The sequence below is a fragment of the Enterocloster citroniae genome, assembly GCF_040545455.1.
Lineage (GTDB): Bacteria > Bacillota > Clostridia > Lachnospirales > Lachnospiraceae > Enterocloster > Enterocloster citroniae.
The window spans coordinates 1-14,021 of sequence record NZ_JBEPLZ010000020.1; the positions used below are offsets into that span (position 1 = coordinate 1).

General features: G+C 50.8%; 12 protein-coding genes. 4 read left to right on the top strand and 8 right to left on the bottom strand.

The window, feature by feature from the left end:
- Positions 1-112: 112 nt before the first annotated feature.
- Positions 113-502 carry a hypothetical protein gene (locus ABID13_RS20730; RefSeq protein ID WP_045094106.1) on the bottom strand — a complete coding sequence of 130 codons (390 nt, stop codon included), beginning with the start codon at positions 500-502 and terminating at the stop codon, positions 113-115.
- 193 nt (positions 503-695) lie between these two features.
- On the opposite strand from ABID13_RS20730, the gene ABID13_RS20735 reads away from it, so the two are divergent.
- Both ABID13_RS20735 and ABID13_RS20740 read left to right on the top strand, forming a co-directional pair.
- Positions 696-1,421, top strand: coding sequence for a LytR/AlgR family response regulator transcription factor (locus ABID13_RS20735; protein ID WP_048929186.1), 726 nt, complete (start codon positions 696-698; stop codon positions 1,419-1,421).
- Positions 1,418-2,791 (top strand): GHKL domain-containing protein, encoded by a 1,374-nt coding sequence (locus ABID13_RS20740; RefSeq protein WP_048929185.1) that lies wholly within the window; start codon positions 1,418-1,420, stop codon positions 2,789-2,791. Before ABID13_RS20735 ends, ABID13_RS20740 begins: the two co-directional genes overlap by 4 nt.
- Here the strand turns inward: ABID13_RS20740 and ABID13_RS20745 are convergent.
- The 4 genes from ABID13_RS20745 to ABID13_RS20760 are packed head-to-tail and all read right to left on the bottom strand — an operon-like array spanning position 2,763 to position 4,943.
- Positions 2,763-2,954, bottom strand: coding sequence for a PspC domain-containing protein (locus tag ABID13_RS20745; RefSeq protein WP_007862327.1), 192 nt, complete (start codon positions 2,952-2,954; stop codon positions 2,763-2,765). The two genes, ABID13_RS20740 and ABID13_RS20745, sit on opposite strands and share 29 nt — an antisense overlap.
- Before the next feature lie 17 nt (positions 2,955-2,971).
- Entirely contained in the window at positions 2,972-3,814 is an 843-nt protein-coding gene (locus ABID13_RS20750; protein WP_045094109.1) for a DUF4097 family beta strand repeat-containing protein, read from the bottom strand.
- Complete coding sequence (locus tag ABID13_RS20755) at positions 3,811-4,626, bottom strand: DUF1700 domain-containing protein (protein WP_007862325.1); 816 nt, start codon at positions 4,624-4,626, stop codon at positions 3,811-3,813. Before ABID13_RS20755 ends, ABID13_RS20750 begins: the two co-directional genes overlap by 4 nt.
- Complete coding sequence (locus tag ABID13_RS20760; RefSeq protein ID WP_007862324.1) at positions 4,623-4,943, bottom strand: PadR family transcriptional regulator; 321 nt, start codon at positions 4,941-4,943, stop codon at positions 4,623-4,625. Before ABID13_RS20760 ends, ABID13_RS20755 begins: the two co-directional genes overlap by 4 nt.
- A 370-nt stretch (positions 4,944-5,313) precedes the next feature.
- Between ABID13_RS20760 and ABID13_RS20765 the strand changes: the two genes are divergently transcribed.
- The gene (locus tag ABID13_RS20765) at positions 5,314-6,240 is read left to right on the top strand and encodes an AEC family transporter (RefSeq protein ID WP_048929184.1); all 927 of its coding nucleotides are present in this window, start codon (positions 5,314-5,316) and stop codon (positions 6,238-6,240) included.
- 65 nt (positions 6,241-6,305) lie between these two features.
- Here the strand turns inward: ABID13_RS20765 and xrtK are convergent, their stop codons facing one another.
- Both xrtK and ABID13_RS20775 read right to left on the bottom strand, forming a co-directional pair.
- Positions 6,306-7,145 (bottom strand): exosortase K, encoded by an 840-nt coding sequence (xrtK, locus tag ABID13_RS20770; protein ID WP_242849213.1) that lies wholly within the window; start codon positions 7,143-7,145, stop codon positions 6,306-6,308.
- A 7-nt stretch (positions 7,146-7,152) separates the two neighbouring features.
- Entirely contained in the window at positions 7,153-9,186 is a 2,034-nt protein-coding gene (locus ABID13_RS20775) for a VIT and vWA domain-containing protein (protein WP_048929183.1), read from the bottom strand.
- Between the two features lie 214 nt (positions 9,187-9,400).
- Here ABID13_RS20775 and ABID13_RS20780 point away from each other — a divergent pair, with 214 nt between their 5' ends.
- The gene (locus ABID13_RS20780; RefSeq protein ID WP_048929182.1) at positions 9,401-10,753 is read left to right on the top strand and encodes a sodium-dependent transporter; all 1,353 of its coding nucleotides are present in this window, start codon (positions 9,401-9,403) and stop codon (positions 10,751-10,753) included.
- Between the two features lie 258 nt (positions 10,754-11,011).
- Here ABID13_RS20780 and ABID13_RS20785 read toward each other — a convergent pair whose 3' ends face one another.
- The gene (locus ABID13_RS20785) at positions 11,012-13,990 is read right to left on the bottom strand and encodes an insulinase family protein (RefSeq protein WP_048929181.1); all 2,979 of its coding nucleotides are present in this window, start codon (positions 13,988-13,990) and stop codon (positions 11,012-11,014) included.
- Positions 13,991-14,021 lie beyond the last annotated feature (31 nt).

A 14,021-nucleotide genomic window follows, 5' to 3' on the forward strand; every position in this document is an offset into this window, starting at 1 on the left:
CCCAAGGTCTTAAAACCATTAATATCTGCAATTTTCAAGGTTCGGTTGAGCCTATTTTTTAGACTCCGTTTTTCATAGATTACTTGACACTACCTATATTCCCCCTTATGTCTTATTCCCCTCCATGCGGGACTGTTGGTTGCTGCCCGAAGGACTCCATACAGCGGTCCATAGCACGCTCCACTTTTGAATAGGATATAGGTTTCATACAAAAATAGGTGATGCCCATGCGGTAGGACTGGGCTGCAAAATCCAGATCAGAGATCCAGATGAGGTCAGGAGCCAAAGGCTGGGCGCCGGTAACCGTATCCAGACCGCGGACACCGTCTTGAGCTACCAATACCACATCCGTCCGGCTCTGCTGCAGGGACTGGGCCAGGTCAGGCCAGTTTTTACACTGGTCAATGTGCACAGGGATATCCCTGGCTGTACAGTATTGGGTGATATGATCTGTGAGTACGTACAGTTCTGCTTTTTCCTGGGTGCAAATAATAATATTCAAGCCATGGTCCTCCTATACTCAGGTAATCTGTATCCTCAGCGTACAAGGGTACAATACCAACATAACGGATTCATCGGCATTTTTCAATCATGTGGCTTGAATCAGCAGATTTTGGCCTGTTTTTGCATTTGATTTAATGGGGAGATTTTTGTAGAATTGTAGTAGATGCAACTGTTTGTTAGGAGATGGGATTATGCGAGCTGCCATTATAGATGATCTTGCCATGTGCAGGAAAGATATAAAGGAATGTCTGATACGATACCTGGAGGATCATTATGCGGGGGAGCTTCCTGTGATAGAGGAGTTTGGGAGTGGAACTGCATTTCTGGACAAATTCCTCCCGGATGCCTATGATATCATCTTTATCGATCAGTATATGGAGGAGATTTCGGGAATTGAGACCGCAAAGCAGATCCGGCAAAGGGACAGCCTTACGGCACTGATCTTTGTCACTACCAGCCATGACCATGCGGTTGAAAGCTACGGGGTGAGGGCAAGCGGTTATCTGATAAAGCCCCTGTTGTACAAGGACTTTGAACAGGCTATGAGTCTGGCGCATGTGGAGAAGATCCTTCAGGCCAGGTTTATTTCCATTGACGGCAATAAACTTCTTTTGCGGGATATCCTGTGGTGTGACAGGGATGAGCACTATGTACGGATCCATATGGGCATTCATGGAATCATACGGTACCGTATTCCGCTCAACGGACTGGAGGCGCTTCTGGAGCCGTATCCCCAGTTTCTTTCCTGCTATCGCGGCCTGATCGTAAATATGGACCGGGTGCAGAGGATGGAGCAGATGGATTTTTGGATGGATACGGGGGAACGGGTTCCATTTCGCAAGCGGGACCGGGCAGATATCAAGGACCGGTTTTACCGCTATATGTTTCAAAAAGAGAGGGAGGGCAGTCTGCTATGACAAATACCCTGATGACACTTCTGTTTCCGTTTCTGGATTTTATTCCCTTTGGACTGCCCAGGTATTGGCTGCACCGGGAGCGGCTTCGTATCCCCTTTAGGTATGTTGTAGTGATGTTTCTGGTAATCTCATCTGTAAACAGTGCTGCATTTTATTATATAAATCTGGGCGGCTATGAGACGGCTGCCAAATATACCACGCTGATGCGCTATGGATTTATGCTTCTGAACCTGTTCCTTTCCTTTGCACTGATACGGGAAACATTTTCCAGAAATATGTTCTCCTATTTGCTTCTGCTGTCCTGGTCCTTTTTTGTATTTGGAAACGCAAATTTTATTGAGAGCCGTTTTTTCTGGGACTTCTCAGACCGGCATCCTTATCTGGTATACAATGTGTGCCGGATCATCCTTTTAATGGCGACCTATCCTTTTATGCTGCATTTCCTCAATAACACGGTGACCGCTGCCCTGAGGATCAGGGATGACGGCATTTGGAGATATATGTGGAAGATACCGCTTTTTTCCACCCTGTTCGGACTTTTGTACTGTACTGTTACGGATGTCTATGCCTTTGCATCCTGGCAGTTTCTTGTTTCACGGTACCTGATGCTGTTTGGCACCTGCTATGTATCCTATGTGGTGCTGAAAGTCCTGGAAATATCTGACCAGAGGACCGTTCTGGAGTCCGCCCTTAAATATGCGGACAGGAGCCTGATGGCCCAGAAAAAGCAGTTTGACAGCCTTGCAGCCCATATGGAGGAGATGAAAAAGGCCAGGCATGATCTGCGCCAGCACCTGGCCGTGGTGCAGTCCTATATCAGCCGGGATGACAGGGATGGCTTAAGGGAATATATTGAGATCTATAAGACGGAACTTCCTCCGGATATCACAGAGGTTTACTGCCGCAACCAGGTGATCAACGCTCTGGTCTGTTATTACGCGGCACTGGCCAGAAAGGACCGGATCCAGTTTGACGCCCAGGTGAGTTATCCGGATAACTGTCCGGTATCAGATACTGAGGCCACGGTGATCCTGGGTAATATGCTGGAAAATGCAGTGGAGGCGTGCCAACGGGAGAGTGGGACAAGGAAAATCATCCGTCTGCGCATCCGCCAGAGAAAGGAGAGCAGTCTGCTCTTTCTTACTGATAATACTTGTACCGTGCCGGTCCGTTTTACCGAGGATATGAAAGTACCCCTTTCCTCCAAACGGAAAGGGGCGGGAATCGGTATTATGTCGATCCGGGAAATTGCAGATCGATATGACGGGGACGTTCGGTTTGAGCAGAAGGAGGGTATGTTCTATGCTTCCGTATCCCTGCAGTTTCGCTATGAGGATTCCTCTATATCTGGCTGTCATTCATGGGAATGATCAGCGCCGCGATGAAATAGGCGATGATTCCGGGACCGGAGCATATAAAGATGGCCCAGATCAGTCGGACGATGGTGGGGTCAATATTAAGGTATTCCCCCAGACCGCCGCATACGCCGCACAGCATTTTGTTGTTATTGGAACGGTATAATTTTCTATCCATAGTATTCACTCCTCGTATTATAAATGTTCATCAAAATTGACCAGTATGGATCCTACGCCGCATTCAAGTTCCATGGTGTAGGGGGCGTTATTGTTCACATGGGTCTCATGGGACAGCATGGTGTAGTGTGAGCTTCCCACCTGAATGGTCCCCACTCCACATTCGATCTTGTAATTGTAGTCACTTTGGCGGCCGGACAGGTTGAGGACCACGTCCCCCACGCCGGTCTCCAGTTCCACATCCCCGGTAACGGTTCCGGTAAAGGTAACGGCACCCACTCCGGTGTCAATATCCAGCTTGGATGTGTGGATCTGGCTGATCTGGCATGCGGCGGCGCCCATGTCCACGGATACCTTGTCAAACTGGTAACCGGAGGGAACCAGGACTTCTATCCGGGGATCGTCCACCCTGTGCCGCAGCTCATCCCGTTTGATTTTTAAGGTTTCTTTGTCCATATAGCACTGGGTTGCATTGAATCGGTCCGTGACATTGATCTCAATCTGGGAAATGCCCTCCGCTTCACGGATCCGGAGGGAACCGCGGTCCACATCCACATCCAGCTTCCTGGCATTCCTGAAGTCATCGTTTGCCCAAGTCTGCTGTGTTCCATTGATTCCGGAGACATCCGTAAAATCATCATCCGTGTAGTCATCATCCGTGTAATCATCATCTGTAAAATCCCAGTCATCCCACTGGGCCCAGTGGTGACCGCCTCCGTAATACCAGATCCTGTTCCATATACGCCGGGGAATACGGTTGGAAAAGCGGCCCCCAAGAGCAGCGGACACAGAGGTGATTCCAATGCCTGCCAGCAGTAGGATCAATCCGGTGAGTGCGCAGAATTTAGTAAACTTTTTCATGATTTGCACCTCCCTCTGTGGAGTAAGCGGTTAAAGGTGTTGATAATGCTGCGGATCAGGAAGGGAAGGAACCTTCCGTAAAACAGGACCGCAAGCGCCAGCAGCAGGACTCCGATCCCCAGGAGGATCAGCCCTGTGCCGGAAATAAAGAATCCGTCCAGGGGCTGGGTAAACATATGGATGATCCCAAAGGGGATCATGGCCACCCCGCTGATGAGCATGGCGGCAGTGAGGACGCCTATGAGTACCAGGGCACCTACCAGAAGCCCCAGAAGTCCTCCTGCAATACCCAGGACTCCGCCGCCCAGACCTATGAGCATGGGAGATATGATTATAATAAGGATGACCCAGAGTATGATCTTTAGGGTATTGCTTGTTTGGGGCCGGCTGTGTTTTGGATCATGGGACTGCTGCCCGCTCTGCCAGTCCCGACCGTGTCCTGTTTCGTCCTGCCAGTCCTGGCTGGGCTCTGTTTTGCTGTAGTCCGTTTTGCTGTTATCCCGCCCTTCCTGCTCCTGCCTTTCAGGCAGGTCAAAGCGCCTGGCTACCTGATAGTTGGGATCCCTGAACCGTTCGTCCTGATAGCCGCTCTCTGTAAATTCGCCGCCGTTTTCCAGGTGGCCGGCTATATCGGAACGGATGATAGCAGCGATCCGTTCCGGGCTTCCCAATTCCCGGATCACTTCATCTTCCCGCTCAGGTCCGGCTTCATCAAAATAATCCATATAATATTGAAGAGCATCTTCTTTGTCTTCATCCTGTATATCCTGTAAGAGATATGCAAGCTCTTTCATAAACCCATCCCTGGTCATAGACTAGCCTCCTTAAATATCTGGGATATCTTCTGTGAATAAGTTGCCCATTCACCCCGGTACAGATTCAGCTGCACCCGGCCTTTTTCCGTAATTTTATAATATCTGCGGTTTCTGCCGTCAATGGCCATGTCATATACCTCAAGGCAGTCTTCCTTCTGAAGCCGCCGAAGCACCGGATATAAGGTGGATTCGGATATATCGATGGCACACCGTACATCCTGGGTGATCTTGTAACCATAAGTCCCGTCCGCATCCCTGGACACCACTGCAAGCACCACAGCGTCCAAAAGTGCAGAGCCTGTGTTGAATATCATAAGCACCCCTCTGTTCTGTTGTTATTCATATTATTGGCTGCGTCATATTATATATCGTATAATATAACTATACTATACAGCATATAATATTATATGTCAATAAAAGAAAATCAAAAGATAATGTTATAATTTCTTAAATCTCTTTAGAAACTATTTAGCAACAGGTCAAATTTTTGTCACAAATTCCAGGTATACTTTAACCATAAACAAGCAGTCAGAGCTTTTAATATAGATTCATATATAAGCCGGTGGGATTGGCAGAGGGCCTTTCTTACCGGCTCAACCTATTTTATAGGGATTGGGATGTTGAAAATAAACGGGGAATCAGTTACAATGGATAGATCAATGTTTGATCAAAGAAGGTAAAAGAATGAATGCAGGAATTATTGCAAAGCAAATGCTGGTTCTGTTTCTTATAATGATGGCGGGATACGCCGCATTTAAGAAGGGTATTGTTTCTAAGGAAGGTGCAGGAAGTATTTCTTCAGCCATCATCAATATTTTTAATCCATGTCTGATCATTTCCGGAGTCCTGAACAAGACAATTACATACAGTACGGCGATGGTTACAGAGAACCTGGTTCTGGTGGCTCTGTTTTTTGTTGTGCTGATCATACTCAGCCGTTTATTTACACGGTTTATGAAGCTGGAACCGGGAGAGGTAAATTGTTACCGTCTAATGATGATCTTCCCTAATCTGGGATTTATGGGGATTCCGCTGGTGCGCAGCCTTTACGGCGAGGAGGCTGTTATATTTGTGGCATTTTATATTGTGGGCTATAACCTGCTGGTTTATTCCTATGGTATCATGCTTGCCATGGGCGCGGGGGCGGGTGACAAGAAGGCTCTGCCCTGGAAAAAGGTATTTAATATTGGTACAGCGGCCTGTACAGTGGCTATCCTCATCTTTGCGTTCCATATACAGGTGCCTGAGGTGGTGGGAACATTTGTGGACATGGTGGGCAATGCGGCCGTGCCCTTGTCCATGATGACAGTGGGTATCATGGTGGCGCAGTCCGATCTGAAGGAACTGGTCACGGACAGGAAACAGCTGATGCTTTCCTTTATCTCCATGCTTGTGATACCGGCCCTGTGCATTCCCCTTATGAAGCTCCTGCCCATTGATCCTGTATCCTACGGCATATTCATCCTTTTGATCGCCATGCCCGTGGGCAGTGTGGTGATGATGGTGGAGAAGGAGTATGGCTCCACGGACGGGAGCATATCGGCCAAGAGCATTGCGCTCACCTCTGTGCTGTCAGTCATCACCATTCCGGTGATCACATTTCTGGCATAGGCCACAGGGGCGCAGCCGGCCTTTACAAATGGAATAGATAAGGACGGAAAAACGGGGGCCTGATGTTACGGCCTCCGTTTATGCCGTATTTTCCATAGGACTGACGGGATACACAGCAGGCACAGGATTGCCGTACAGATGACGGTCAAAAGCATTGCGTATTCCACAAAGGTTTCCGTGTCATGCTCATAGGCCCTGTTTAAGATGGGGATGATAAGCACGGCCAGGTAGTACCAGAATACAGGCGGGACGCACCTGAAGATCAGATCACGGAGCCAGGCACCGGATCTTTTTTGAAGATCCGTATCCATGGGGCTGTCCGGGGAGGACTGATCGACCGTAGGGGCAATGCGCCCGGAGGCATGGTCGGCCATTCGGTACAGGGCGAACAGGGAACTGAAATATATGGCAATGCCTATGGCGGTATGAAGTCTGCCCGGTGTGAGCCATCCATCGTACAACCCGTATTGGCGGGCATAGCCGGGGATATAAATAGATGCAGTAATACGGATACCGTTGATAAAAACAGTGGCCGCATAGGAAAAAGCCAGACTGAATGCCGTCCAGGCCACCCCCTGCCAGGATGTCCTCATTCTGTGCACAAAGGAGAAGAGGAGGGCGGCTGTGGACAGGATCATAAAACGGACACCGGAGCAGGAGGATGCTATGATGAACCGATAGTCATAATTGATATATCCTGCATCCGGATCATATTCAAAGGGGATGCCGCTTAAGGTTCTGACCCACCAGGCAGTGGGGGCCAGAATCCATTGAAGCTGTCTGCAGCCTGCCTGGCTGTAAAAATATTTAATTCCGATCACAAAGATGAATCCGGCCAGATAGGATATCCAGTGTGTTCTAATGCAGCTGTTCCTGAAAAATTCCGCGATTTTTTTCAATGCCATATTCCTCTTATGAGTGGTTCTGTTTTTTGGCGCCGCCCTTTTTTCTGGACCGGATCAGGATGTTTCCGGCAATTATGGCTGTGGTTGCAGGAACCAGTATCATGGTTCCCGGCTCTGAGCCAATGGTATAACCGCCCCCCACGCTGAGGTCGGATACGCCCTGGGGCAGAGGCAGCGGCTGGTCCACGTCCCTGCCGGCCCCATCCGGATTTCGGACTTCCTCCATCACTGCGACAAAGGAGGTGTACGGGGTCATCATACTGTATTTAAGCCCCAGTTGTGTAACCTCTTTCTTTATGGAATCGTCCTCCTCCAGGCCGGTATTGTAATCCGTAAGGTTTTCCACCATGGTGCGGGCCCACAGGTAACTGATCCCAGGATTGGATCCAATGGACGCCTGGGACACCTGGATGTCCTGGACATAATCCCGGTTTCCGGACCTGCCTGTGACCTGTATGCTTCCCCCTGGTTCGCCCCGCCATTTTCCAAACAGGACAATGGGCCGCTGGGCAAACAGGGTTGGAAGGGCGGCGGGCTCCACATCATAGACCTCAAATCCATTATAAGAAACCTGGATATCGGTTAATAGAGGCGCCTGTATGTAGGTACAGAAACGTTTGGCCGTATCCAAGGCATCCTTGTCATCTGTCACCACAAAAGACTCCCCAAGGCCCACTTTGGCGATTCCGTCAATGAGATAGCGGTTTACGGAATCTCCAATTCCAAAGGAGAAGAAATCAGTGTCGGCCAGATTCTGGCTGATGATGCCAAATATCTCCTTTTCACCGGAAATATAACCGTCTGTGATGGTGATGATAATCCGGGACGTGCCTTCGGTTTTAGGAATGGCAAGGGCATCCCGGAGCGCGGGAGCCATCTCTGTCCCGCCGCCGCCCTCCTGGCGGTCGATGAGTTCAACCGCCCGCTGGATATTCTCAGCAGTGGCCGGCACCGACACAGGCGACATCCGGCTGGATGCGCCGGAGAACAGAATCAGGTTAAAGGTATCCGTATCACGGAGGCTGGTCACCAGATCCTTGATCAATCCCTTGGCAGTGTCCAGGGGAAAACCGTACATAGAACCGGAAACATCCATAAGGAATATATACTCACGGGGAGGGATATCTTCAGGATCATACCGTTTGGGAGGCTGTATCATCAGCATAAAGAAGTTCTCCTCCTCCCCCTGGTCCAACAAAAGTCCGCAGTTTACGTCCTGCCCGGTCAGCTTATAATCAAGGATGAAATCCCGGTCTCCTGCAAAATCCTCGGGATCTTCCAGGGTGATCCGGGCAGCCGAGGCGCTGCTTTTGTCAATTTTAATGGAATGGGACCTGCATGTGATGTCAGTGACAGGCACACCGGTGGAAAGGCTGACGGCTATATCGTACCGGCCCGAAGGTGTCTTTCCCTCTTTCAGGTAAGGTGTGCTTACCCACTGGTTGTCATCTTTTCCCTGATCCTCCGGGGAGCTTGTATAACGGGGACCTGTCACGGTGGGAAACACAAACTGGTATGATCCCTCCGTGGAAACGACCATTTCCGTGTAATGCAGTTCTATGACCACCGTATCGTTGGGCATTACATTGGCCACGTCCATGGAAAACACGTTGGGCCGCTGCTGTTCCAGAAGGGAAGCGCTCTTTCCCTGGCTCTTGGCCTCCTCAAACTCCTCCCTGGCCTCCTCCTTCTCCTTGATCCTGGCAGTGATCAGCCTGTTCCCGATCTGCATGGTCATGCCGTGTACGCTGGCTTTGGTGGATGCGGGAAAGATATATTTGGCATTGATGGGAGTCTTTCCCTCATTGGTATAGGTCTGGGTTACATAGGTATCTGCAATGACCCCGTTGATTTGGGAGGATACCTTTGTTTCCTTCAAGGGAAAACTGTCCGGATCAGGATCCGCCCCTTCCACGAAAAAGTAGGGAGCCAGGGTTTTGTCCGGGTCATCCTCCTCTTCCATGCCATAAACCGCCCAGGCCTGGGACAGGACAAGGAGCAACGTAAAAAATACACACAGCCAATTCTTTTTCATCTTCATCTTGATACCTCTTTTGTTTTATGGTGGATTGTTTATATCATATAAGTTACAATACACCGGCATCAAAATAGCATCAAAGATGCATCAAATTTGCATCATCATTCTCTTTTTCGCTTTAAAGCTTTGACTAATTGGCGTAAATGGGTTAGTATAATAAGGCCGGCTTATTAATATAATAAACATGCCGTCAAAATGTACATTTAAAGGAGAAGTCATGAGTAAGCATAAAGGTATGGAATCCTCGTCAGCCCCAGTGCATCAGAACGGCGGCTTTGGCAGCAGTTTTGGGTTTGTTCTGGCCTGCGTGGGTTCCGCGGTTGGAATGGGAAATATCTGGATGTTCCCATATAGGGTAGGGCAGTATGGAGGAGGAGCATTCCTGGTGCCCTATATCCTGTTTATAGTTTTATTCGGCCTGGTGGGCCTGTCGGCGGAGTTTGCCATAGGAAGGCGTGCAAAGACAGGGACCCTGGGGGCCTATGAATATTGCTGGAATGCAATAGGAAAGGGAAAGCTTGGATATATACTGGGATGGATCCCCCTTCTGGGCTCCCTGGGAATTGCGATCGGCTATGCCATCATTGTGGGCTGGGTGGTCCGCGCCCTGGCAGGCTCCCTTACAGGGGAGATCCTGACCCAGGATGCAGCGGCGTACTTCACCCAGGCAACCGGGAATTTCGGCAGCGTGCCGTGGCATGTGCTGGTGATCGTCACAGCAGCTGTGATTCTGATGTTCGGCGCCACCAAGGGAATCGAAAAGATCAATAAGGTACTGATGCCTTCCTTCTTTGTTTTATTTGCCATACTGGCTGTGCGCGTGGCATTTCTTCCAGGCGCTGTGGAGGGATATAAGTTCCTCTTTATGCCGGACTGGAAGGACCTTTTGAAAGTGGACACCTGGGTCATGGCCATGGGGCAGGCATTTTTCTCACTGTCCATAACCGGGTCGGGCATGATCGTGTACGGAACGTATCTGTCTAAGACAGAGGATATACCCAAGGCATCGATCCGCACTGCATTCTTTGACACCATTGCCGCCATGATGGCCGCGCTGGCGATCATGCCTGCCGTATTTGCCTTTGGCATTGAGCCTAACGCAGGCCCGCCCCTTATGTTCATCACACTGCCCAATATATTCAGGCAGATGCCCATGGGACGGCTGTTTGCAACACTGTTCTTCCTGTCCGTGGCCTTTGCGGGAATCACAAGCCTGATCAACATGTTTGAGGCCGTAAGCGAATCCTGGCAGACCAGGTTTAAGCTGTCTAGAAAAGGGGCGGTTGCCCTGTGTGGCTCCATTGCGCTGCTGGTGGGGATCTTTTTGGAAGCCGAGCCAAGCGTGGGCTCCTGGATGGACTTTATAACCATCATGGTAGTGCCCTTTGGCGCGGTTCTGGGCGCTGTGTCCATCTACTATATCCTGGGATATAAGGAGATAAAAAAGGAACTGGAGGAGGGACGGGAAAAACCATTGAAAAGCTGTTTTGGTCCCCTGGCCAAGTTTGTGTATGTACCTCTTGCGGTTGTGGTATTTATTTTGGGGATCATATATGGCGGGATCGGATGATCATTCTTGTCATTGACAAATACTGGGGACAAGCCGTATGATTTTCATGGTAAACGTATTATGAAAAGGGGAAATCGTATGGCAAGACCGAGAAGAAGCGCGGCCGCGGCAAGAGTTAAGGAAGAGGCCAGGGATCCGAAGATTTTGTGATTCAGCTGTAATATAAATGAATAATCAACCGCGAAAACGCCGTCTGTGGGATATGTTCCCCCAGGCGGCGTTTCTGCAGTACGCCAGGAGGCGCACGTTTCTTAAGGATTATGGGCGGTAGGTTATAATTTCATCAAAACATCCGGCATCCCGCTGTATGGTCCGGTGGTTTCCCACCGTGACAACGGGACCCTGTTCCAACAGGGCATGGATGATCTGCGATGCCCCGGCCTGGTGCTCCAGCCGGGCATTCTTGATGTCTGCGATCATTAGGTTGATCTGATCCGTATGGATTCCCGCCATGGCCCTGCGCATGTACCTCATCCGGTTGTTTAAGTTTCCGGAGGGCGGAAGGGCCTGGGCATAGGCGCTGAGGATATAACCGTCCAGGTCCTGCTGGGTCAGGGAAATGTCCATAAGCGCCCTTCCCGCATTGGAAAACAGGTCCAGGGTGGACCTGACATCGGGGTCCGCGGTGCTCCACAGGGTGAAGTAACCGGCCGGGATGTAAAAGTCGATTCCGCTGTCATATGCGCCTCCCTGATAACGGATGGCAGGTTTCAGGTATTTGTCCGCACATGCCATGAGGAAGGGCAGATGCCTGCCCTGAAAGGCTGTATTGTCACGGAAATCCCCCATCATGCGGGTTTCCTGGGTGGGAGCATCCACACATACGGCCAGCTTCCGCTTTCCGGGCAAAAGGATATAGGGTGAAACACGGGACGGTGTCCCGTGACAGGATCCTTCTGATTCGGTTTGGCCAAGAAGGCCCAGCTGGCGAATGGCTTCCCTCTCCACTTCTTCCAGGGCATCCTCGGCAGCGGCTGCCATAAACACAAGGCGCTTTCCCTGTAATAGGGCGGAAGAGATATGCCTCAGTGCACCGGACACCTGAGAGGCAAATTCCGGCTCCGCCTTCAGCCTTTTACTTACATCCTTTAAAAAATAATAGACTTCCTGGCTGTTAAGAAGGTTCCTGAACCTGCACTCCTGCCTCATATAACCTTCCGCCAGGCTGAAGGAAAGGGAGGAGGCCAGGTCTGCCCTGGACAGGTCATAGTCGGGAAGATATTTTTCCAGCACACGCTGGATGGTAGGGATATCACTGTAGTCCCCTCCGCCCATAAGGTCCAGAAGAAAATCCAGGCTTTTGGCAAAATCCTCTGTCAGTCCATACCAGAACACGGTCATCATAGGATAGCTGCAGGCCCCTGCCCGGCTGTCCGGGAACACTTCGTCAAAGGTACAGTCGTGAAGATACTCCTGCTCCATGGTTTTTTGCTGCTCTACGGTATAGCGGGAGGTATCCAGTTCCGTGAGAAGCATCTGATACAGAGACATGTAGTTAAGCTCATCCTGAGGGATCAGGCTTAAGTCAAAGTAGATCTGATAGCTTCCCACAGCGTCCGCAAAAGCGGGAGCCGTATAGCTGGTAATGGGGCCGAACTGTTTTTGCAAAAAAGGAGCGCCCGGCGTGGGGGCCGGAAGGTCCATGGGGCGTATGAGGAAATCCATGTTTCCCCAGTCCTTGGAATTCCACTGGCGGAAAGCGGCCGTGCACTGGCACAGACAAAGGCGCTCAGGACGCGTCATGGATTCCAGGGTGGCCTTCAGGTACTGTTCCTTATCAAGTTCCAGCGCCTCCGCCATTCCGGGACAGGGAACCGTTACCACCGTTGCAGTGGTTTTGGGGGTCAGGGCCCGGGCAGCCAGGGATTTCAGAATAGACTGGCTGCTGTCGGAGGCGAATTTACGGGCGGATACCTCATAGAGCTGAAAGTAGTCGGTCTTTCCAGTCTGGCTCCAGTACCTGCCGATCTCCTCGGAAATGTTAAATCCCAGATGGGAGCCCTCCCTGGTAAGGGCATCGGAAAGTTTGTTTTCCTTCATGGCGGCCTGGTATAGTTCCTGTGCAACACCAAGGGAGCTGACCTCCCTGAGAGCGGACTGAATGGTATGGCAGAATTCGTCCTTCTGGTGTTCATCCCCGTTGCGCAGGCGGAATCGCAGGGATGGATTGGGCAGCAGAAGATCCAGGTACACCTCCATTATGTTGTTGATGCCCGCCTCCCTTGCCAGCCGGTGCCAGGGGGAGGTGTCGCTGTCCAGTATATCCGCAAACAGATCCCAATAGATCAACTCTTCCTGGCTGCTTCCCGTAAGGTCGATGGCATAGTCAATGATGGAAGCCTGTTCCCCGGGGCTGTCCTCGTAGGCAGGGCTTTTGGCAACCAGGCAGCGGTGGCCCGGCTCAGGGATCTGGTTCATGGCAGAAAGGGAACGGTGATCTTCCTTTTGGGGCAAGGGGGGATCTTTGCGGGATGAATGCTTTTGGGCGTCCAGGTGTTCCCTGTGAAGGAAATCCAGCACGGGCCGGTAATCCATGTCGCCGTAAAGGACCATCAGGCAGTTGGAGTAGTCATAGTATTGCTCAAAGGCCTTTTGCACGCGTTCATAGGTAAGTTCCCTGTAGTGGAAGTGAAGCCGTCCCAACAGGTTGGAGGCGGGAAGATCCGGGTACAGGGTTTTGGCAGTAAAGCTGTCGGCATTTTCCTGGATATCCGTGAGATGTCCCCAGTCCTCACTGAGAACCGTGCCCTGCATGGCCAGCGGGCCGTCAGGCTGATCCAGCTCCAGGCGCAGCGCTTCCCTCAGATAGAAATTGCGTTCCTTCAGCGCATCCGGCGCCTCCATGCAGCACAGGTATACGTCCATAAGCTTAACCAGCTGTTCCTGGCTTTGGGTACAAATGGGATAGCAGGTATATGTATTGTCCGTAAGCCCGTTCATAAAGGTGGAATAGCTTTTGCTGTCCATATCAAAGAATATGTCCCGGCTGGGGTATTTCCCGCAGGAGGACAGAAGAAGGTGTTCCAGAATGTGGTTGGTGTCAGTCTCATCTGTCTGCGGTGTCCGGTAGATCAGGTTAAATCCCAGTTCGGGGTCATCGTTCTGTATGTATAAAAGCCGGGCGCCGCTGGCCTGGTGGTAAAACTCAGCGGTCTTTGCGCCCAGCATGTGTATGAATCCAAGTTCCGTTACGGTAAAACCCGATATGGTTTCACCGTGCCCTGGCAAAGATACCATGGTGAATCTCCTTTCAAATGCAAAACCTTTC

Coding starts and splice junctions, on each gene's coding strand:
- ABID13_RS20740 (WP_048929185.1), top strand. CDS start 1,418: ATGACAAATACCCTGATGACACTTCTGTTTCCGTTTCTGGATTTTATT.
- ABID13_RS20745 (WP_007862327.1), bottom strand. CDS start 2,954: ATGGATAGAAAATTATACCGTTCCAATAACAACAAAATGCTGTGCGGC.
- ABID13_RS20785 (WP_048929181.1), bottom strand. CDS start 13,990: ATGGTATCTTTGCCAGGGCACGGTGAAACCATATCGGGTTTTACCGTA.
- ABID13_RS20775 (WP_048929183.1), bottom strand. CDS start 9,186: ATGAAGATGAAAAAGAATTGGCTGTGTGTATTTTTTACGTTGCTCCTT.
- ABID13_RS20765 (WP_048929184.1), top strand. CDS start 5,314: ATGAATGCAGGAATTATTGCAAAGCAAATGCTGGTTCTGTTTCTTATA.
- ABID13_RS20735 (WP_048929186.1), top strand. CDS start 696: ATGCGAGCTGCCATTATAGATGATCTTGCCATGTGCAGGAAAGATATA.
- ABID13_RS20750 (WP_045094109.1), bottom strand. CDS start 3,814: ATGAAAAAGTTTACTAAATTCTGCGCACTCACCGGATTGATCCTACTG.
- ABID13_RS20780 (WP_048929182.1), top strand. CDS start 9,401: ATGAGTAAGCATAAAGGTATGGAATCCTCGTCAGCCCCAGTGCATCAG.
- ABID13_RS20760 (WP_007862324.1), bottom strand. CDS start 4,943: ATGATATTCAACACAGGCTCTGCACTTTTGGACGCTGTGGTGCTTGCA.
- xrtK (WP_242849213.1), bottom strand. CDS start 7,145: ATGGCATTGAAAAAAATCGCGGAATTTTTCAGGAACAGCTGCATTAGA.
- ABID13_RS20755 (WP_007862325.1), bottom strand. CDS start 4,626: ATGACCAGGGATGGGTTTATGAAAGAGCTTGCATATCTCTTACAGGAT.